Origin of the sequence: Leclercia sp. J807 (genome assembly GCF_009734465.1) — a bacterium.
GTDB lineage: Bacteria > Pseudomonadota > Gammaproteobacteria > Enterobacterales > Enterobacteriaceae > Enterobacter.
This window is the reverse complement of sequence record NZ_CP046446.1, coordinates 3,860,549-3,881,503: the sequence shown is the minus strand read 5'-3', so window position 1 is coordinate 3,881,503 and position 20,955 is coordinate 3,860,549. Positions and strand designations below refer to the sequence as shown.

Here is a 20,955-nt window from a genome sequence, read left to right as displayed (position 1 = left end):
AAAGTAAAAGAAGTCAATATTTCTTTATTTAAATTTAACCTCATCGGTAAATCGTATTCATTCACGCCGTAACAATGAAAATTTCATATCGCTGCATTTTTTCGTGATCCTTTGCACACTTAGTTAATTAATTACCTGCCGGTTAACAAATTCGTCACATTAGCGCTTGACGAAACATTCATCGCTTTTATATTGACCGTATTAAATAAGAAACAGAGTTTCATATATGAAACAAAAGCCTGGAGGATCGCGATGAGCTGGATAGGCGTATGTGACGCAGAACAAGTACAGGAAGATTTCCCTTTTAGCGGCAACGTCGAAGGCAAAGAGATCGGCGTTTATTTGATTGACGGCGAATATTACGCGCTGGAAGACGTATGCCCGCACGCGTATGCCTTGCTGAGCCAGGGCTTCGTGGAAGACGGTAAAGTGGAATGCCCGCTGCACGAAGCGGTTTTCGACGTCAAAACCGGCCAGTGTCTGCATGGCCCCGGTGGTCGCAACCTCAACCGCTACCCGGTTCGGGTCTTTGAAAATCAAATCCAGATTACCTTCGTCGAGGAGACCGTGGCATGAGCGACACCCTGAATTTCAACCCGGCCCTGCCCGAAAGCCGCCAGTTTACCCCGCCTGCAGAGGGCGGTAACGGCGCCATTCATAAGCCGGGCGAATATCAGAATTTGATCTGGCAGACCCGCAGCCGCGAGCCGGAAAGCTGGGAAGTGAAGCTGATTGCGACGCTGGAAGATCTCTTCGAACAGGGCATTGAAACCTTACCGGAGCTGGTGAAGGGGCTGAACGCGGTGCGGATGCACGATCAGCAGGGCGAGCCGTGGAGCGACGCCAGCTTCCAGGCATTCTTACAGGTTAACGGCTACTGAGGACAACGCGATGACGACTACCGTACAAAACTATCTCGATAAGGGTCTGCGCGGCCTCTGGTATCCGGTCCTGGCGAGCTGGGAAGTGCAGTCTGCGCCGGTGGGCATTACCCGCCTGGGGGAGCAGATTGTGGTCTGGCGCAACAAAGATGGCCAGGTGCAGGCGCTGGAGGACCGCTGTCCGCACCGCGGCGCGCGCCTGTCGATGGGCTGGAATCTCGGGGACCGTATCGCCTGCTGGTATCACGGCGTGGAAGTGGCGGGCAACGGAGAGGTGAAGGATGTGCCTGCGGTGGACAAATGTCCGCTGGTCGGCCAGCAGTGCGTACGCAGCTATAACGTGCAGGAGGCGCACGGCGCCATCTTTCTGTGGTTCGGCGTCACCGCCGATCAACAGCCGGACGAACTGACCTTCCCGGATGAACTCGCCGACACGGAAAATTTCAGCAACTTCCTCTGCACCGCCGGGTGGAAATGCAATTACCAGTACGCGCTGGAAAACGTGATGGACCCGATGCACGGCACCTATCTGCACTCCTCCTCGCACTCGATGGCGGAAGGAGACCGCAAGGCCGACATGGTGCTCCAGCCGACCAAAACCGGCTTCATCTTTGAGAAAAAAGGGCAGAGCGGCGTCAACTTCGACTGGGTGGAGCTGGGCAACAGCGGTACCTGCTGGATGCGCCTCTCCATTCCTTACAGGAAGCGTTTCGGACCGGGCGGCCACTTCTTTATCGTCGGTATGGTGGTGCCGGAAGATAACGACAACTGCCGCGTCTTCTTCTGGCGCATCCGCCGCGTGCAGGGCTGGCAGCGCGATATGTGGCGCTTTATGTACCGCAACCGTCTGGAAAAACTGCACTGGGAAGTGCTGGAGCAGGATCGCGTGGTGCTGGAAAGCATGGCGCCAAACGCCCGCGACCATGAATACCTCTACCAGCATGACGTTGGCCTCTCCCGCCTGCGCCGCATGATGCAAAAAGCTGCGAAAGAGCAGCTGGCGATGCGCGACGCGCAGCAGGGAGCCGCCTGATGAACGGGCTGTTGAGCGGAAAACGCATCGTTGTAACCGGTGCCGCGCGCGGGCTGGGCTACCACTTCGCCAGAGCCTGCGCGGAGCAGGGGGCGGCGGTGGTGATGTGCGACATCCTGAAAGGCGAGCTGGCTGAAAGCGCCCACGGGCTGAGCGAACAGGGTTATGCGATCGAATCGCACGTTATCGATCTGGCCGATCCCCATTCCATCGAACAGGTGTTCAGCGCCATTGGCGAGCAGGGGCAGATTGACGGTCTGGTGAACAACGCGGCGATGGCGACCGGCGTCGGCGGCAAAAACATGCTCGATTACGATCCGGATCTCTGGGATCGGGTGATGAGCGTCAACGTTAAAGGCACCTGGCTGGTCACCCGCGCCGCCGTGCCGCTGCTGCGCGAAGGAGCGGGGATTGTGAACGTAGCCTCCGATACCGCCCTGTGGGGCGCGCCGCGCCTGATGGCCTACGTCGCCAGTAAGGGGGCTGTGATTGCCATGACCCGCTCAATGGCGCGGGAGCTGGGTGAAAAGCGCATTCGAATCAACGCTATCGCGCCGGGATTAACCCGCGTCGAGGCGACGGAATATGTGCCCGCTGAACGGCATCAGCTCTATGAAAATGGCCGCGCATTAACGGGGGCGCAGCAGCCGGAAGATGTCACCGGCAGCGTGGTCTGGCTGTTAAGCGACCTGTCGCGGTTCATCACCGGGCAGCTTATCCCGGTCAACGGCGGTTTTGTCTTTAACTAAGGGTTGGCGATTATGGCAAACGATCAGGAAGTGAAGTATCTGGTGCCGGGGCTGGAGCGCGGTTTACAGCTGCTGTTGGCCTTCGGCGAGCAGCATCGCGATCTGACCTTTGCCGAGCTGCACCGGCTGGTGGATATGCCGAAGGCCACCGCCTACCGCGTGGTACAGACGCTTGAGTATATGGGTTTTCTGGAGCGCAACACACGCACCAATACCTTCTCGCTGGGCATGAACGTGCTGCGTCTGGGCTTTGAGTACATCGCCTCGCTGGATGTGGCCCAGGTCGGCCAGCCGGTTATCGAACAGCTGCGCGACGTCAGCCAGTGCAGTAGCCATCTGGCGATCCGCGACGGGCGCGACATCATCTACATCGCCCGCGTCAGCGCCGCCGGGGCGCGCATCAATCAGGTCAGTATCGGCACCCGTCTGCCGGTGCACTGCACCTCGCTCGGCCGCATGCTGTTGACCGATATTTCCCGCGCCGATTTTGAACAGCTGTTCCCGCACGAGCGCCTGCCGGGCAACACGCCGGGGCAGCTTCATGACCGCGAAGCTCTGTGGCAGATGGTGCAGCAGGACAAAGCCCGTGGGTATGTGATCGGCGAATCCTTCTTCCGCCACGGCATCTCCTCCATCGTCTACCCGGTGTATGACCGAAGCGGACGCGTGGCGGCGGTGGTCAGCATTCTGGTGCCGGCGGAAGAGATCCCGCAAACCGACCGCGAACGTCTGCAAAACGACGTTCGTCTGGCGGCGGATAAAATTTCTGGCTTCTTAGGGTATTTGTCACAGGCCAGTTAAATCAGTGAGTTAACGTCAGGCGCTTTGCTGCGTCGGGCATGTTTTACGCCCAATTTGGGCCAGATGAGGCAACGAACGATGAGTGTAACCGGAATTGAAAAGCTGGAATTTGGCGTGGAAAACCTGACGCACTGCGCCAAATTTATGCGTGATTTTGGCCTGACGGGCGATGCCAGCGGCCAGCGTTTTACCACCCTGAGCGGCGCGCGCGTGGAGCTAAACCCGATCGACAGCCCCGATCTGCCCCCGGCGTTTGAAGCGGGTAACACCCTGCGCCGCATGACCTGGGCGGTAGCGACCCAGAACGATCTGGACGCGCTGCGCCCTAAGCTTGCCGGGCAGCCCGGCTTCCGCGAGGTGGGTGATGCCCTGGAGTGCCTCGACCCGAACGGCATGACGCTGCGCGTGCAGGTCAGCCAGCAGACCGACGTGGAGCTGAACGTGGAGCCGATTAACCAGTGGGGCGATGCCCGCCGGATTGACACCCCCAGCCCGGTTTACGACCGCGCCCAGCCCATCAACGTTGGTCACGTGGTCTTCTTTGTGGAGGAGCTGGCGGCGGTGGAGAAATTCTACCGTGAAGTGCTCGGTTTCCAGGTCTCTGACCGCTACATCAACCGCGCCGTGTTCCTGCGCTGCGGCGTGCGTGGGGGGCATCACAACCTGTTCCTGCTGCAATTGCCGAACCGTAAGCGCGGCCTGAACCACGTGGCCTTTACCGTGCGCGATATCCACGAGGTGATCGGCGGCGGTATCGCGATGAATAAAAATGAATGGAGCACCTTTATTGGGCCAGGCCGCCATCCGGTCTCGTCGGCCTACTTCTGGTACGTCAACAGCCCGACCGGCGGCGCGTTTGAGTACTACACCAATGACGACTACCTGACCGAAAACTGGCAGCCGCGCGAGCTGGAGCACTCGCTGGTCTCCTTTACCGAATGGGCGGTGGAAGGCGGGATCGACCACGATACGCGCCGCCAGCAGAAAAAACCGGAGGCGGTATGACGTCGCGCATTGTCATTATCGGCGGCGGTCAGGCGGGCGGCTGGGCGGCTAAAACCCTGCGCGACGAGGGCTTCGACGGCGAGATTTGCGTGGTGGCGGAAGAGGAGTGGGATTTCTATGAACGGCCACCGCTGTCGAAAGCCTCTCTTTTGCAACCAGACGCGGCGCTTCCGCGACTCTTTTCCGAAGAGGCGCAGCAGGCGCTGAACCTGACCTGGTATCGTCCGTTGCGGGCTGAATCCATTGACCGTGAAGCAAAAGCGGTTGTTTTAAGCAACGGCGAGCATCTTAGTTACAACATTCTTTTACTGGCCACCGGAGGGCGGGCGCGCCTGCCGGGTGAGGCGTGGGCGGCGCACCCGCAGGTCTACACCCTGCGCCACTGGCAGGACGCGCAGCGCCTGAAAAGCCGTCTGGCGGAAAGTAAAACCCTGGCGATTATCGGCGGGGGCTGGATCGGCCTGGAGATTGCCGCCTCCGCGCGCAAAAGCGGTGTAGCGGTCACCCTGTTCGAGCAGCAGCCCGCACTCTGCATGCGCTCCGTGAGCGGCGAGGTGTCGCAGCGCTTAGCAACAATTCATCGCGAGCAGGGTGTGGCGATCCGTACCGGCTGCGGCGCGCTGGAGCTGGAAGACGATAACGGTCTGCCGGTCATCCACTGCGACGGCCAGCGTGAAACCTTTGATGCAGTGGTGGTGGGGATCGGCGTCGATCTCAACCTGGAGCTGGCGCGCAACGCCGGGCTTAAAACCGAACGCGGGATCGTGGTGGATGCCCAGGGACGCACCGCAGATCCGTTCATCTTTGCCGCCGGGGATGTGGCCCAGCATCATCACTACGGCCTGTGCATCCAGTCCTGGGCCTTTGCCCAGAATCAGGCGGTGGCGACGGCGAAAGCGATGCTCAACCCCGATGCGCCAGGTTACGACGACGCGCCGTGGCTGTGGTCGGATCAATATCAGCACAATATCCAGATCCTCGGCATTCCGCAGCCGGACAGCAGCACGATAGTGCGGGACGATTCGCTGTTCTTCTCGCTCGACGCGAACGGGCGGCTGACGCAGCTGGTGGCGTTCAACGATGCGCGCACCGTCAAGCTGGCGAAGCGCTGGATGGCGGCGGGAAGGGATCTGTCAGACGTACCGCTCAGCGACCCGACCTTTTCACTGATGTCATTGCGATAGCTAACCCGCACCCGTAGGGGGAGACATGACCACATTAGAGACCAACACCGCGCCTGTTGAGGCGAGCGGTGAGGGAACCCGCACGCCTGAAAAAGCGGTGCGCTGGGCCATCCCGCTGGCGCTGCTGGCCTGCGTGCTGCTGGCGTTTTTTGACAAAATCAGCATTGCGGCGCTGTTTTCTGACGGCCATTTCCAGCAGGCGATGGGCATCGATTTCGACACCACGCGCCTCGGCATTCTGATGAGCGCCTTCCTGCTGAGCTACGGCTTTTCATCGGTCTTTTTAAGCGGGCTGGGGGACAAAATCGCCCCGCTGCGCCTGCTCACCGGGATGATGGTGATCTGGTGCGTGCTGATGGTGGCGATGGGCTTTACCCATAACTACACGCTGATGATTGTCCTGCGCATCCTGCTGGGGGTGGCAGAAGGGCCGCTCTTCCCGCTGGCCTTCGCCATTGTGCGCCACAACTTCCCGCAGCATCTGCAGGCGCGCGCCACCATGCTGTGGCTGCTGGGCACCCCGGTGGGGGCGGCGATTGGCTTCCCGCTCTCCCTCTGGCTGCTGAACACCTTCGGCTGGCAGAGCACCTTCTTCGTGATGGCGATGCTGACCGTGCCGGTGCTTATCTTCGTGCGCATCGGTCTGCGGGGGATCCGTCTGGATGCGAAACCGGCCACCACTCAGGCGTCGCAGGATGAGCGCCGCGCGGCCCGGCGCGAGCTGTTCGTCAGTCCGCACTTCTGGATCATCTGCATCTTTAACATCGCCTTCCTGACCTACCTGTGGGGTATCAACGGCTGGCTGCCGGGCTACCTCATCAAGGGCAAAGGCATTCACCTGGAGCACGCGGGCTGGCTGTCGTCGATGCCGTTTATCGCCATGCTGGCAGGCGAGGTGATTGGCGCATGGCTCTCGGACCGGGTCGATAAGCGCGCCGCGGCCTGCTTTATCTCTATGGCGGGGGCGGCGGTGGGGCTGGCAGCGGTCATGCAGCTCGACACCCCGCTGGCCATCATCGCGGCGATGAGCTTCAGCACCTTTATGTGGGGCACCGGCGCACCCAACATTTTCGCCCTGCTGGCAAAGGCCACCCATCCCCGGGTGAGCGCCACGGCGGGCGGCATCTTCAACGGGCTGGGAAACTTTGCGGGCGCGCTGTCGCCGGCGGTGATGGGCGCGTTAATCGCCTTCACCCACAGCATGGATTCCGGGCTGATTTTTCTGGCGGTGATGGCGGCGGTGGGCTGCGTCCTGTTACTGCCGCTGCTGAGACGTTACTGAGGAGAGTGTCATGACTGATTCAACCGTAACCAACAAATCTGGCATCAAACCTGACCACCTGACGATGGAGGAGTGGGTCGAGTCGCGCATCGCGCGCTTCGAAGGGCGCAAATATGACTGGAACGCACTGAAGTTCCAGGCCGATTTTGACCCGAAATACCGCCGGGCGCAGATGCGTTACATCGGCACCGGTGCCACCGGCGTGGCGAACGACACCAACACCGTGCAGGCGGATCACTTTACCTTCTCCACCATGGTACTGCCGTCGAAGTGCGAAGGGCCGCTGCACCTGCATGACGATGTGGAAGAGGTCTTCTTCATGCTGAAAGGGCAGATCACGCTGATGATCCAGGATGGCGACAACTACACCGAAACCGTGCTGCGCGAGCGTGACCTGATCTCCGTCCCGCCGGGCATCTATCGCGGCCTGTTCAACCACGGGGAAGAAGAGGCGCTGATGTGCGTCATGCTGGGCACCAACAAGCCGGAAATCCCGACCTACCCGGCCGATCATCCGCTCTCAAAAGTGAAGCGGAACTAAGGGGTGCACGATGACGGAATTTCGTGAACAGGGATGCGGCATTCCGCTGATGTTGCTGCACGGCATCAGCTCCGGCGCCGCCTCCTGGCATAAGCAGATGGCGCTAAACGGTTTTCGGGTGCTGGCGTGGGACATGCCCGGCTATGGCGAAAGCCCGATGCTGGCAGCTGAACGGGCAAACGCCGGAGATTACGCCGACGCGCTGGCGGCGATGCTCGATCGGGCGGGCGTCTGGCAGGCGGTGCTGGTAGGGCACTCTCTGGGGGCGCTGGTCGCCAGTGCTTTTGCGGCGAAGTTCCCGGAACGCGTTATCCATCTGGTGCTGGCGGATGTCGCGCAGGGCTACGGCCAGGCCGCGCCGGAGCAGCGCGAGCAGGTCTGGCGCAACCGCGAGCAGCAGATGGCGCTGGGCGGCGAAATCCTCGCCCAGACCCGCGCCGCGAAGCTGCTGCGTCCCGGTGCGCGGGCGGAGGATGTCAGTTGCGTCGCGGCGGGAATGCGCAAGCTGCGTCCTGAGGGCTACCTCGCTGCCGCATGGATGCTGGCGCACGACGATATTCACGGCTGGCTGAAACGCTACACAGGCCAATTTGAAGTCTGGTGTGGTGAGCAGGATGCGATAACGGAACCTGAACGGGTAGCGGGGCTGGCGCTGCGCTACTCCATGCCGTTTATCGCCATTCCGCAGGCCGGTCACGCCAGCTATCTCGACAACGACGCGTTTTTTAACCAACAGCTTTTACGCATTAACGAAGAGGTGCGCGATGAATGCACAAATTGATGGGCGCATAGCGGTCGTCACCGGCGGTTCGTCCGGCATTGGCTTTGAAACGCTGCGCCTGCTGCTGGGCGAGGGGGCCAAAGTGGCCTTTTGTGGCCGCGACCCGGACCGGCTCGCCAGCGCCCATGCGGCGCTGCAAAACGAATACCCCGACGGGGAGATTTTCTCTTACCGCTGCGACGTGCTGAAAGCCGACGAGATGCAGGCCTTTGCGGATGCCGTTCAGGCGCACTTTGGCGCGGCGGATATGCTGATCAACAACGCCGGGCAGGGCTACGTGGCGCACTTCAATGACACGCCGCGTGAGGCGTGGCTGCACGAAGCCGAGCTGAAACTGTTTGGGGTGATCAACCCGGTGCAGGCGTTTCAGCCGCTGCTGGAGCAGTCCGACATCGCCTCCATCACCTGCGTCAACTCGCTGCTGGCGCTACAGCCCGAGGAGCACATGATCGCCACCTCTGCTGCCCGCGCCGCGCTGCTGAATATGACGCTGACGCTCTCGAAAGAGCTGGTAGGGAAAGGCATCCGCGTGAACTCCATTTTGCTTGGCATGGTGGAGTCCGGGCAGTGGCAGCGCCGCTTTGAAAACCGTACAGACAAAAGCCAGAGCTGGCCGGAGTGGACGGCGGAGATCGCGCGCAAACGCGGCATCCCGATGGCGCGCCTCGGCAAGCCGCAGGAGCCCGCGCAGGCGCTGCTGTTCCTCGCCTCGCCGCTGGCCTCGTTTACCACCGGCGCCGCGCTGGACGTTTCCGGTGGCTTCTGCCGCCATCTGTAAGGACGCATCATGAAAAAGATCATGTTAATTGGTTTTGGCGCTATGGCGCAGGCGGTGATTGAGCGCCTGCCTGCCGGTGTCGCTATCGGCTGGATCGTGGCGCGCGAGTCTCACCACGCGGTGATTCGCCAACAGTTTGGTGATGCGGTGGTGGCGCTGACCTCGCCGCTGGAGTGCGCTGATGCGCCCGATCTGGTGCTGGAGTGCGCCAGCCAGCAGGCGGTGGCGCAGTACGGCGAGGATATTCTGCGTCGCGGCTGGCATCTGGCGGTGATCTCCACCGGCGCACTGGCGGACAGCGCGCTGGAGCAGCGCCTGCTCAATGCGGGCGGCAAACTGACGCTGCTCTCCGGCGCGGTGGCCGGCATCGACGGGCTGGCGGCGGCGAAAGAGGGCGGGCTTGAGCGCGTGACCTATCAGTCGCGTAAAAGCCCGGCCAGCTGGCGCGGCAGCTACGCCGAACAGCTTATCGATCTTAATTCGGTGTCAGTGGCGCAGGTCTTTTTCGAAGGCAGCGCCCGGGAGGCGGCACGACTGTTCCCGGCCAATGCCAACGTGGCGGCGACCGTGGCGCTCGGTGGCGTGGGGATGGATGAGACCCGCGTACAGCTGATGGTCGACCCGGCCACGAAACGCAATACCCATACGCTGCACGTCGAAGGCGTGTTTGGTGAGTTCCATCTGGAGCTGAGCGGGCTGCCGCTGGCCTCTAATCCCAAAACCTCCACCCTGGCGGCACTGAGCGCGGTCCGCGCCTGCCGCGAGCTGGCCCAGCGCTGAGGAGTGACGATGGACGAACTGAAGATTTTTATCGGCGGCCAGTGGCGACACGGCAGCGGCAACCCGATGCAGAGCCACTTCCCGGCTGATGGAACGATCAACGCGGTTTTAAACGCGGCAAGCCTCGACGATCTGCATGACGCAATCGAGTCCGGCGAGCGGGCGTGGCGCGATCCCGCGTGGCGTAACAGCCTGCCGCATATGCGCGCGAAGATCCTGCACAGAGTGGCGGATCAGATTGAATCCCGCGTCGACGAGCTGGCGCAGATGCAGAGCCGCGATAACGGCAAACCGCTGGCGGAAGCACGCGGGCTGGTGATGAGCGCGGCGGGAACGGCGCGCTACTTTGCCGCCGCCTGTGAACTGCTGGAAGGGGAGCTTCCGACGCCGCGCCAGCCGGATTTACTGACCCTGAGCCGCTATGAGCCGCTTGGTGTGGTGGCGGCCATCACGCCGTGGAACTCGCCGATTGCCAGTGAAATGCAAAAAGTCGCTCCGGCCATTGCCGCCGGAAACGCGGTGATCCTCAAGCCCGCCGAAGCGACGCCGCTGATGGCGCTGGAGCTGGCGCGCATCTTTGAACAGGCCGGGCTGCCCGCCGGGCTGCTGAGCGTACTGCCGGGCAAAGGCTCGGTCATTGGCGATGCGCTGGCACGCCATCCTAAAGTGCGCAAAATCTCTTTTACCGGCGGCACCACCACTGGCCGTCATCTGGCGCACGTGGCGGCGGAAAAGCTGATCCCGGCCTCCCTGGAGCTGGGCGGTAAATCCCCGACCATCGTGCTGGACGATGCGGATATTGAACAGGCCGCGCGCGGGATCTGCTACGGCATCTTTAGCTCGGCGGGACAGGCCTGTATCGCCGGGTCGCGGCTGTTTATCCACGAAAGCCTTTACGCTCCGCTGATGGCGCGGCTGCTGGAGTTAACCCGTGGCCTGCGCGTCGGGCATCCGTTTACCGACGGCACCCACGTCGGGCCGCTGATCAACGATAAGCATCGCCAGAGCGTGCAGGCCTACGTCGAGCTGGCGAAGCGCGAAGGGGGCCGCGTGCTGTGCGGCGGGGAGATCCCAGCCGATCCTTCGCTGGCAAACGGCAGCTTCTTCCTGCCAACGATTATCGAAGGGCTGAGCAACAATGCCCGCGCCTGTCAGGAGGAGATCTTCGGCCCGGTGCTGGTGGCGATGCCATTTAACGATGAAGCGGCGTTGATCCAGCAGGCGAACAACTCGGTTTACGGCCTGGCCGCCGGGATCTGGACGCGCGACACCGGACGCGCGCTGCGCTTAAGCGAGCAGCTTGAGGCGGGCACGGTGTGGATCAACACCTACAAGGTCTTTGCGATTTCGACCCCGTTCGGGGGCTTTAAAGAGAGCGGTCTGGGCCGCGAAAAGGGCATTCAGGGGCTGAAAGCCTGGATGCAACAAAAGAGCATTTATCTGGCGACGGGTAACAGCGTCAACCACTGGTGCGACTGAGAAAGGGTGAGCAATGAGCGAAATGATAACCGTCGGCGACGCCATCGCCAGAACGCTGGAGCAGTATCAGGTTGAGGCCATCTACGGCGTCATCTCTATTCACAACCTGCCCATCGCCGATGCAGTAGGGCAGCGCGGCAATATCCGCTTTGTGCCCGCGCGGGGTGAGGCGGGATCCGTCACCATGGCCGACGCCCACGGGCGTTTCTCTGGCCTCGGCGTGGCGCTGACCAGTACCGGGGCAGGGGCAGGTAACGCGGTAGGCGCGCTGGTGGAGGCGATGAATGCCTGCACGCCGCTGCTGCATTTAACCGGACAGGTGGAAAAAGCCTGGCTGGATGCTGACACCGGGTTTATCCACGAAACCCGCGACCAATTGACCTTCCTCAAGGCCAGTTCGAAACGGGCGTATCGCATCAGCAATGCCAACCAGGCGATAGCGATTCTCCATAAAGCGATTCAGGAGGCGCAGACGCCGCCGTGTGGGCCGGTCTCTGTGGAGATCCCGATTGATATTCAGGGGGCGAAAATTCCGCTGTCGCTGGTGACGGCGCCGGTAAAACCGGTGTCAGTTTCAGCGCCAGATGCCAGCATGGTTGATGCGCTTTGGGCGCAGCTGAAGCAGGCGAAACAGCCGCTGCTGTGGCTGGGTGGCGGGGCGCTGGGCAGTGCGGACGCGGTGAAAAAACTGGCGGATGCGGGTATCACCGTGATCTCCAGCACCCACGCGCGCGGCGTGCTGCCGGACAGCCATCGCGCCAGCCTGCGGGCTTTCCATAACTCGCCGTCAGTGGAGGCGCTGATCGCCCGGTGTGATTTTACGCTGGTGGCGGGCTCACGCCTGCGCAGCAACGAAACCCGCTCCTGGACGCTGGAGCTGCCTTACCCGCGGGTGCAGATCGATATCGACCCGGCGGCGGCAAGCCGTAACTATTTGATGGATAAAACGCTGGTAGCCGATTGTTCAGCGCTGCTTAACGCGCTGGCTGCAAAAGCGCAGGGGCGTGAATGGGGTAACGCGCAGTGGGACACGCAGGTCCAGCAGGCGGTGGAGCAAGCTGAGCAGGGGCTGCGCGAGCAGTGTGGTGCCTATGCGAAACTCAACGATGCCATCGAGAAAGCGCTGCCGCAGGATGGCCTGCTGGTGCGTGATATCACCGTTTCCGGCAGCCTGTGGGGCAGCCGCCTGTTCCGCGCCAACGGTCCGCTGATGAACATTCACTCTCTGGCCGGGGCGATTGGCATGGGGCTGCCGATGGCGATTGGTACTGCGATTGCCAATCCGCAGCGCAAGGTCGTGGGGCTGGTGGGCGACGGCGGCCTGAGCCTGAATTTAGGCGAACTTGCGACGCTGGCGCAGGAGAAAGCCAACGTGACGCTGCTGATCATGAACGACGGCGGTTACGGCGTGATGCGCGGCATTCAGGATAAATATTTTGGCGGACGGCAGTATTATAACGAACTGCATACGCCGGACTTTACCCTGCTGGCCCAGGCGATTGGCCTGCAGGCGTGGAGCGTTGAGCGGGCAGAGGATTTTGATGCGGTGATGACGGAAGCGCTGGCGATGCCGGGGCCGTCGGTGGTGGAGGTGCGGATGGGGCAGATTGGCGCCCTGAAGTTTGCCGGACCGCCGCAGAAAACGCTGTACTAGCTGTGTGCCCGGTGGCGCTGCGCTTATGTTCTGAGCAGGCCGGGTAAGGCGAAGCCGCCACCCGGCTTTTCAGCGGAGGCGCAGGCACCTCCCCGGTACATTATTTAATCCCGTCTGCCGCCATGCGATCGCGGATGTGCTGCGCACGCGCTGCGGAGGCAGGGTGGTCGTCAAACATGGAGCTTTGACGGCCCGCTTCCTGTTGAGCCAGTTTTTCGAAGCTGGTGGCTAAACCTGATGGGTTAATCCCACGCTTGCGCAACAGATCGTAAGAGTAATCATCGGCCTCAGATTCCTGACGCTGAGAGAACTGGGAGTTAACCAGTTTTTCACCGAGATCGCCGAGCTGCGACTGGGAGAGGCTACCTACAATGCCACCCGCAGAGGCCGCCGCCACGCGAACGGCGTTCGTGCCGAGGGCAACCTGCATCCCTTTCTTCACATGGCCGAGGGCAACGTGGCCCATTTCATGGCCGATAACCGCTTCGACTTCATTGTCGTTCATCATGTCCATTAATCCGCTGTAGACGCGGATGCAGCCGTTAGCCATCGCAAAGGCGTTAACGTCTTTCGCCATGTAAACCTTGTAGTTCACCGGCTGGCCGTTAATGTTATCGCCAAGTGCTGAAGCAATCTTATTCAGACGCTGAGCGTAAGTGCTGTCTGCCGGTGCGATGGTCGCTTTACCGTCCATCTCTTTACAGGCCTCATCGCTTAATGTTTTCACCTGGGCATCGGTGAGGGAGTAGGCCTGAAACGCCTCTGCTCCGGAGCTTAGCAGGCCACCAGAATTCATATTCTGACACCCGCTAAGAAGAAGGGTCGTTCCCAGAGCCAGCACTACTGCACGCATTTTCATTATGTTGCTTCCGTACTCGTTAAACTTGATAAATTCTGAAAGTTTTGCCGCCCCGGAGGAGGGTGCAGCTCCAATTATAAAGAATATAAACGAAGGCGGGCGAGAAGATTGCGCAACGTGCGAGCCTGTTCCAGAGATTTCTTAAGCGGCAAAAGAATGGTCCATGTACATGCTTTGTCGCTTGGGTTACATTGTTGGCACTTTTTTCTGGCGTAGCCCAAAACGCGCTGTCGTCAAGCCGAAACGGGCATGGCCTTCAACATCCGATCTGGAGTCAAAATGTCCTCACGTAAAGAGCTTGCCAATGCTATTCGTGCGCTGAGCATGGATGCTGTACAAAAAGCTAAGTCCGGTCACCCGGGTGCCCCTATGGGTATGGCTGACATTGCCGAAGTCCTGTGGCGTGATTTCCTGAACCACAACCCGCAGAACCCTGCATGGGCTGATCGCGACCGTTTCGTTCTCTCTAACGGCCACGGCTCAATGCTGATCTACAGCCTGCTGCACCTCACCGGCTATGACCTGCCAATCGAAGAGCTGAAAAACTTCCGTCAGCTGCACTCCAAAACCCCGGGTCACCCGGAAGTGGGTTACACCGCAGGTGTTGAAACCACGACCGGTCCGCTGGGTCAGGGTATTGCTAACGCCGTGGGTATGGCGATTGCCGAGAAGACGCTGGCGGCGCAGTTCAACCGTCCGGGTCATGACATTGTCGACCACTTCACCTATGCATTCCTGGGTGACGGCTGCATGATGGAAGGCATTTCTCACGAAGTGTGCTCCCTGGCAGGCACCCTGAAACTGGGCAAACTGGTTGCGTTCTATGACGACAACGGCATCTCCATCGACGGCCACATTGAAGGCTGGTTCACTGACGACACCGCAGCACGTTTCGAAGCCTACGGCTGGCACGTGGTGCGTGGCGTTGACGGTCACGATGCTGAAGCGATTAAACGTGCAGTAGAAGAAGCGCGCGCAGTGACCGACAAACCGTCCCTGCTGATGTGCAAAACCATCATCGGTTTCGGTTCTCCGAACAAAGCCGGTACGCACGACTCTCACGGCGCACCGCTGGGTGATGCAGAGATCGCCCTGACCCGTGAAGCACTGGGCTGGAAACACGCTGCGTTTGAAATCCCGTCTGAAATTTATGCGCAGTGGGATGCCAAAGAAGCCGGTCAGGCGAAAGAAGCGGCATGGAACGAGAAATTCGCCGCCTACGCTAAAGCCTTCCCACAGGAAGCGGCAGAGTTCACCCGTCGTATGAAAGGTGAGATGCCAGCAGACTTCGACGCTAAAGCGAACGAGTTCATCGCTAAGCTGCAGGCTAACCCGGCTAAAATCGCCAGCCGTAAAGCCTCCCAGAATGCGATCGAAGCCTTCGGCCCGCTGCTGCCAGAGTTCCTCGGCGGCTCCGCTGACCTGGCGCCATCAAACCTGACTATCTGGTCTGGCTCTAAAGCGATCAACGAAGATACTGCCGGTAACTACATCCATTACGGTGTTCGTGAGTTCGGTATGACCGCGATTGCCAACGGTATCTCCCTGCACGGTGGTTTCCTGCCGTACACCTCCACCTTCCTGATGTTCGTGGAATATGCCCGTAACGCGGTGCGTATGGCTGCGCTGATGAAACAGCGTCAGGTGATGGTCTACACCCACGACTCTATCGGTCTGGGCGAAGATGGCCCGACCCACCAGCCGGTTGAGCAGGTTGCTTCTCTGCGTGTGACCCCGAACATGTCCACATGGCGTCCATGTGACCAGGTTGAATCTGCGGTAGCGTGGAAATATGGCGTTGAGCGTCATGACGGCCCGACCGCGCTGATCCTCTCCCGTCAGAACCTGGCTCAGCAGGATCGTACCGAAGAGCAGCTGGCGAACATCGCCCGCGGTGGTTACGTGCTGAAAGACTGCGACGGTCAGCCGCAGGTGATCTTCATCGCAACCGGTTCTGAAGTTGAACTGGCTGTTGCCGCCTGGGATCAGCTGGCAGGCGAAGGCGTGAAAGCGCGCGTGGTCTCCATGCCGTCTACCGATGCCTTCGACAAGCAGGACGCGGCTTACCGTGAATCCGTACTGCCGAAAGCCGTTTCTGCCCGTGTGGCAATCGAAGCGGGTATCGCTGACTACTGGTTCAAATATGTGGGCCTGAACGGCGCTATCGTTGGCATGACTACCTTCGGTGAGTCTGCGCCAGCTGAGCAGCTGTTCGAAGAGTTCGGCTTCACCGTTGAGAACGTGGTCGCGAAAGCGAAAGAATTGCTGTAATCACGGCTGTGCCCGGCGGCGCGTAGCTTGCCGGGCCTACAAAATATTCAGGCCGGGCAGGCGTACGCGTCACCCGGCTTTTTTGTGCACGTTATTCCTCAAAGATGTAATACCTCTGTAAATTATTCCACTTAAAATGTGATGTGTGTCATATAGCTGGCTTATTGGTCTGGACAGTCATTCCCTTTATTCCGTGTTTCGCTTATTCTGGCTGAAGCGTTTCAGTCGATTAAATGTTCGACAAATGACCAATCAGTTGGAGTTTGTGACAGGCAAGGATTCCCCTCAGCGCGTTGCTGCATTACTCTGTCAGCCACCTCGTGTCAGGGAAAGCTTTGCAGGAGACTTATGACCGTACGCGTAGCGATTAATGGTTTCGGTCGCATCGGACGTAACGTGGTTCGTGCTTTATATGAATCCGGACGCCGGGCGGAAATTACCGTGGTGGCCATCAATGAACTGGCGGATGCCGCAGGCATGGCGCATTTATTGAAATATGACACCAGCCATGGACGCTTTGCCTGGGACGTTCGTCAGGAGAGAGAGCAGCTGCTTGTCGGTGATGACGTGATCCGTGTGCTTCATGAGCGGATGATCGAAGCATTACCCTGGCGTGAACTGGGTGTCGATGTGGTTCTCGATTGTACCGGCGTCTACGGCAACCGCGAGCACGGCGAAGCCCATTTGGCGGCTGGCGCAAAGAAAGTGCTCTTTTCACATCCTGGCAGTAACGATCTCGATGCCACGGTGGTTTACGGCGTCAACCATCATGAGTTGCACGCAGAACACCGAATTGTCTCCAATGCCTCCTGTACCACCAACTGTATTATTCCGGTCATCAAACTGCTGGACGATGCCTACGGCATTGAGTCGGGTACGGTTACCACTATCCACTCAGCCATGCACGATCAGCAGGTCATTGACGCTTACCACCCGGACCTGCGACGCACTCGCGCGGCGAGTCAGTCGATTATCCCGGTGGACACCAAACTGGCGGCCGGTATTACCCGAATTTTCCCGCAGTTTGAAGATCGTTTTGAAGCTATCGCCGTCCGCGTACCTACCATCAACGTGACGGCGATCGACCTCAGTGTTACCGTAAAAAAACCGGTAAAAGCCTGTGAGGTCAACCTGTTGCTGCAAAAGGCGGCACAGCAAGCATTTCATGGTATAGTTGACTATACGGAATTACCGTTGGTCTCAGTAGATTTTAACCACGATCCGCATAGCGCTATTGTTGATGGCACCCAAACGCGAGTGAGTGGGGCGCACCTGATCAAAACGCTGGTCTGGTGTGATAATGAATGGGGCTTTGCTAACAGGATGCTCGACACCACGTTAGCCATGGCCGCACAAGGTTTCAGGTAAGACGCGTATTGCGTCTGCAAAACTTTAAGAATCAACGAGAGGATTCACCATGTCTGTAATTAAGATGACCGATCTGGATCTGGCAGGTAAACGCGTTTTCATCCGTGCGGATCTCAACGTACCGGTTAAAGATGGGAAAGTAACCAGCGACGCGCGTATCCGTGCCTCTCTGCCAACCATCGAACTGGCACTGAAGCAGGGTGCAAAAGTGATGGTAACCTCCCACCTGGGTCGTCCGACCGAAGGCGAGTACAACGAAGAATTCTCTCTGCTGCCGGTTGTTAATTACCTGAAAGACAAACTGTCCAGCCCGGTACGTCTGGTTAAAGACTACCTGGACGGCGTGGAAGTTGCTGAAGGTGAGCTGGTTGTTCTGGAAAACGTTCGCTTCAACAAAGGCGAGAAGAAAGACGACGAAACCCTGTCCAAAAAATATGCTGCACTGTGCGACGTATTCGTGATGGACGCATTCGGTACCGCTCACCGTGCCCAGGCTTCTACCCACGGTATCGGTAAATTCGCCGACGTCGCTTGTGCAGGTCCTCTGCTGGCCGCTGAGCTGGATGCGCTGGGTAAAGCGCTGAAAGAACCTGCTCGTCCGATGGTTGCTATCGTTGGTGGTTCTAAAGTTTCCACCAAACTGACCGTTCTGGACTCTCTGTCCAAAATCGCTGACCAGCTGATCGTTGGCGGTGGTATCGCTAACACCTTCGTTGCTGCCCAGGGCCACAACGTGGGTAAATCCCTGTACGAAGCAGACCTGGTTGACGAAGCGAAACGTCTGCTGAGCACCTGCGATATCCCGGTTCCAACTGACGTTCGCGTCGCGACCGAGTTCTCTGAAACCGCAACCGCAGAGCTGAAATCTGTTTCTGACATCAAAAATGAAGAGCAGATTCTGGACCTGGGCGACGCCTCTGCAGAGAAACTGGCTGAAATCCTGAAGAATGCAAAAACCATTCTGTGGAACGGTCCGGTTGGCGTGTTCGAATTCCCGAACTTCCGTAAAGGTACTGAAATCGTGGCTAACGCGATTGCAGACAGCGAAGCATTCTCCATTGCTGGCGGCGGTGACACCCTGGCAGCCATCGATCTGTTCGGTATTTCCGACAAGATCTCCTACATCTCCACTGGCGGCGGCGCATTCCTCGAATTCGTGGAAGGCAAAGTTCTGCCAGCAGTAGCCATGCTCGAAGAGCGCGCTAAGAAGTAAGCCATTTAAGGGCAGGGAAACCTGCCCAATTTTCAGCGCGCTTTTAAGAGCTCGCCCCTTTCCAAGGCCGAAGATACAGGACTCGCAACATGTCTAAAATTTTTGATTTCGTAAAACCTGGCGTGATCACTGGTGATGACGTTCAGAAAGTGTTCCAGGTAGCTAAAGAAAACAACTTTGCTCTGCCAGCGGTTAACTGCGTCGGTACCGACTCTATCAACGCCGTACTGGAAGCTGCAGCCAAAGTTAAAGCGCCGGTAATCGTTCAGTTCTCTAACGGCGGTGCTGCGTTTATCGCAGGTAAAGGCGTGAAAACTGACGTTCCTCAGGGTGCTGCAATCCTGGGCGCAATCTCTGGCGCACATCACGTTCACCAGATGGCTGAGCACTACGGCGTTCCAGTAATCCTGCACACTGACCACTGCGCGAAGAAACTGCTGCCGTGGATCGACGGTCTGCTGGACGCGGGCGAAAAACACTTCGCTGCAACCGGTAAGCCACTGTTCTCTTCTCACATGATCGACCTGTCTGAAGAGTCTCTGGAAGAGAACATCGAGATCTGCTCTAAATACCTGGCGCGCATGGCCAAAATGGACATGACCCTGGAAATCGAACTGGGTTGCACCGGTGGCGAAGAAGACGGCGTGGACAACAGCCACATGGACGCTTCTGCTCTGTACACTCAGCCAGAAGACGTTGATTACGCTTACACCGAGCTGAGCAAAATCAGCCCACGTTTCACTATCGCGGCTTCCTTCGGTAACGTACACGGTGTGTACAAGCCAGGTAACGTGGTTCTGACGCCAACCATCCTGCGTGATTCTCAGGAATACGTTTCCAAGAAACACAACCTGCCGCACAACAGCCTGAACTTCGTCTTCCACGGCGGTTCCGGTTCTTCTGCTCAGGAAATCAAAGATTCCGTTAGCTACGGTGTTATCAAAATGAACATCGATACCGACACCCAATGGGCAACCTGGGACGGTATTCTGCAGTACTACAAAACTAACGAAGCTTACCTGCAGGGCCAGCTGGGCAACCCGAAAGGCGAAGACCAGCCGAACAAGAAATACTACGATCCACGCGTATGGCTGCGTGCAGCCCAGACCTCTATGGTGACGCGTCTGGAGCAGGCTTTCAAAGAGCTGAACGCGGTTGACGTTCTGTAATTTAAGCTGCTGACACCATCAAAAGCCCGCGTTAATCGCGGGCTTTTTTTATGTCTTTTCAACTGGCTATAGCGGCTGTTTTATGTGATCTGCTTGGCATATTGTGGGCTTTTTGTTTACCCTTTACACACTTGCTCCTCTCCGCATGGGGCGGATTTGTGTTTTATGTGCATAAGGAAAGATAAATGGAAGATCTCGGTGTTGTAGATAGCATCAATAACGCGGGCTCCTGGCTGGTGCGTAATCAGGCGTTGCTTATCAGCTATGTCGTAAATATTGCGGCGGCGATTGCCATCGTGGTGGTGGGGATGATCGTTGCCCGGACGGTTGCCAGAGGCATTAACCGCGTGATGCTCGCCCGGCATATTGACGCTACCGTCGCCGATTTCCTCTCGGCAATGGTGCGCTACGCGATTATTGCTTTTACCCTGATAGCAGCAATGGGGCGCGTGGGGGTTCAGACCGCCTCGGTGATTGCGGTACTGGGTGCCGCTGGCCTGGCCGTGGGGCTGGCGCTACAGGGCTCGCTGGCAAACCTGGCGGCCGGCGTGCTGCTGGTTACCTTCCGTCCATTCCGTTCCGGGGAGTATGTCGATCTCGGCGGCACCGCGGGTACGGTGCTGAACGTGCAGATTTTTTCCACTACGCTGCGTTCCGCGGACGGCAAAATTGTTATCGTGCCTAACAAAAAGGTCATCGACGGCAATATCACTAACTTCTCCCGGGAGCCGGTTCGCCGCAATGAGCTTATGATCGGCGTGGGCTATGATTCCGATATCGAGCAGGTGAAAAAACTCATCACCGACATCATTGAATCTGACGAGCGTATCCTGAAAGACCGCGAAATGACGGTTCGCCTTAACGAGCTGGGCGCCTCCTCTATCAACTTCGTTGTCCGTATCTGGAGCAAAAGTAGCGATCTGCAAAGCGTTTACTGGGATGTACTGGAGCGCATCAAGCGCGACTTTGATGCCAACGGCATCAGCTTCCCGTATCCGCAGATGGACGTGAACTTCAAACGGGTGAAAGAACCAGCGGAATAAGGTTTTTACCTTAACCCGGTGCGCACAATGCGTACCGGGTTTTATTAGCTTCCCTTATTGCCAATTAATATTATCCATTTCCTC

Annotated in this window: 20 protein-coding genes; 19 read left to right on the top strand and 1 reads right to left on the bottom strand. The window is 58.8% G+C overall.

The window, feature by feature from the left end; genetic code table 11:
• The first annotated feature begins 252 nt into the window (after positions 1–252).
• From GNG26_RS18365 to GNG26_RS18300, 14 genes are all read left to right on the top strand, one after another.
• Positions 253–576 carry a non-heme iron oxygenase ferredoxin subunit gene (locus tag GNG26_RS18365; RefSeq protein ID WP_013098654.1) on the top strand — a complete coding sequence of 108 codons (324 nt, stop codon included), beginning with the start codon at positions 253–255 and terminating at the stop codon, positions 574–576.
• Complete coding sequence (locus GNG26_RS18360) at positions 573–881, top strand: recombinase-like helix-turn-helix domain-containing protein (protein WP_103822804.1); 309 nt, start codon at positions 573–575, stop codon at positions 879–881. Before GNG26_RS18365 ends, GNG26_RS18360 begins: the two co-directional genes overlap by 4 nt.
• A 10-nt stretch (positions 882–891) precedes the next feature.
• Positions 892–1,914 carry an aromatic ring-hydroxylating dioxygenase subunit alpha gene (locus tag GNG26_RS18355; protein WP_114316832.1) on the top strand — a complete coding sequence of 341 codons (1,023 nt, stop codon included), beginning with the start codon at positions 892–894 and terminating at the stop codon, positions 1,912–1,914.
• On the top strand, positions 1,914–2,663 hold the full coding sequence (locus GNG26_RS18350) for an SDR family oxidoreductase (RefSeq protein WP_156239736.1): 750 nt from the start codon (positions 1,914–1,916) through the stop codon (positions 2,661–2,663). Before GNG26_RS18355 ends, GNG26_RS18350 begins: the two co-directional genes overlap by 1 nt.
• 12 nt (positions 2,664–2,675) lie before the next feature.
• Complete coding sequence (locus GNG26_RS18345) at positions 2,676–3,464, top strand: IclR family transcriptional regulator (protein ID WP_156239735.1); 789 nt, start codon at positions 2,676–2,678, stop codon at positions 3,462–3,464.
• 78 nt (positions 3,465–3,542) lie between these two features.
• The gene (locus GNG26_RS18340) at positions 3,543–4,469 is read left to right on the top strand and encodes a VOC family protein (RefSeq protein WP_156239734.1); all 927 of its coding nucleotides are present in this window, start codon (positions 3,543–3,545) and stop codon (positions 4,467–4,469) included.
• Positions 4,466–5,653 carry an NAD(P)/FAD-dependent oxidoreductase gene (locus GNG26_RS18335; protein ID WP_156239733.1) on the top strand — a complete coding sequence of 396 codons (1,188 nt, stop codon included), beginning with the start codon at positions 4,466–4,468 and terminating at the stop codon, positions 5,651–5,653. Before GNG26_RS18340 ends, GNG26_RS18335 begins: the two co-directional genes overlap by 4 nt.
• Before the next feature lie 25 nt (positions 5,654–5,678).
• On the top strand, positions 5,679–6,935 hold the full coding sequence (locus GNG26_RS18330) for an MFS transporter (RefSeq protein WP_156239732.1): 1,257 nt from the start codon (positions 5,679–5,681) through the stop codon (positions 6,933–6,935).
• 10 nt (positions 6,936–6,945) lie between these two features.
• Positions 6,946–7,476, top strand: a complete 531-nt coding sequence (locus GNG26_RS18325) for a cupin domain-containing protein (RefSeq protein ID WP_103822797.1) — start codon at positions 6,946–6,948, stop codon at positions 7,474–7,476.
• Positions 7,477–7,486: 10 nt separating this feature from the next.
• Complete coding sequence (locus tag GNG26_RS18320) at positions 7,487–8,257, top strand: alpha/beta fold hydrolase (RefSeq protein WP_156239731.1); 771 nt, start codon at positions 7,487–7,489, stop codon at positions 8,255–8,257.
• Entirely contained in the window at positions 8,241–9,035 is a 795-nt protein-coding gene (locus tag GNG26_RS18315) for an SDR family oxidoreductase (RefSeq protein ID WP_156239730.1), read from the top strand. Before GNG26_RS18320 ends, GNG26_RS18315 begins: the two co-directional genes overlap by 17 nt.
• Before the next feature lie 9 nt (positions 9,036–9,044).
• Positions 9,045–9,815 carry an aspartate dehydrogenase gene (locus tag GNG26_RS18310; protein ID WP_156239729.1) on the top strand — a complete coding sequence of 257 codons (771 nt, stop codon included), beginning with the start codon at positions 9,045–9,047 and terminating at the stop codon, positions 9,813–9,815.
• A 9-nt stretch (positions 9,816–9,824) separates the two neighbouring features.
• On the top strand, positions 9,825–11,294 hold the full coding sequence (locus GNG26_RS18305; RefSeq protein WP_156239728.1) for an aldehyde dehydrogenase: 1,470 nt from the start codon (positions 9,825–9,827) through the stop codon (positions 11,292–11,294).
• A gap of 13 nt (positions 11,295–11,307) precedes the next feature.
• The gene (locus GNG26_RS18300; RefSeq protein WP_156239727.1) at positions 11,308–12,948 is read left to right on the top strand and encodes a thiamine pyrophosphate-binding protein; all 1,641 of its coding nucleotides are present in this window, start codon (positions 11,308–11,310) and stop codon (positions 12,946–12,948) included.
• A 100-nt stretch (positions 12,949–13,048) separates the two neighbouring features.
• Here the strand turns inward: GNG26_RS18300 and GNG26_RS18295 are convergent, their stop codons facing one another.
• Positions 13,049–13,807, bottom strand: a complete 759-nt coding sequence (locus tag GNG26_RS18295; RefSeq protein WP_103176898.1) for a M48 family metallopeptidase — start codon at positions 13,805–13,807, stop codon at positions 13,049–13,051.
• A 279-nt stretch (positions 13,808–14,086) separates the two neighbouring features.
• Between GNG26_RS18295 and tkt the strand changes: the two genes are divergently transcribed.
• The 5 genes from tkt to mscS all read left to right on the top strand — a co-directional run bounded on the left by tkt (position 14,087) and on the right by mscS (position 20,871).
• Entirely contained in the window at positions 14,087–16,078 is a 1,992-nt protein-coding gene (gene tkt, locus GNG26_RS18290) for a transketolase (RefSeq protein WP_156239726.1), read from the top strand.
• A 348-nt stretch (positions 16,079–16,426) separates the two neighbouring features.
• Complete coding sequence (epd, locus tag GNG26_RS18285) at positions 16,427–17,446, top strand: erythrose-4-phosphate dehydrogenase (RefSeq protein ID WP_156239725.1); 1,020 nt, start codon at positions 16,427–16,429, stop codon at positions 17,444–17,446.
• A 49-nt stretch (positions 17,447–17,495) separates the two neighbouring features.
• Complete coding sequence (gene pgk / locus GNG26_RS18280) at positions 17,496–18,659, top strand: phosphoglycerate kinase (protein ID WP_103822789.1); 1,164 nt, start codon at positions 17,496–17,498, stop codon at positions 18,657–18,659.
• A gap of 89 nt (positions 18,660–18,748) precedes the next feature.
• Positions 18,749–19,828, top strand: a complete 1,080-nt coding sequence (gene fbaA / locus GNG26_RS18275) for a class II fructose-bisphosphate aldolase (protein ID WP_039029814.1) — start codon at positions 18,749–18,751, stop codon at positions 19,826–19,828.
• 185 nt (positions 19,829–20,013) lie between these two features.
• Positions 20,014–20,871, top strand: coding sequence for a small-conductance mechanosensitive channel MscS (gene mscS / locus GNG26_RS18270; protein ID WP_103822788.1), 858 nt, complete (start codon positions 20,014–20,016; stop codon positions 20,869–20,871).
• Positions 20,872–20,955 lie beyond the last annotated feature (84 nt).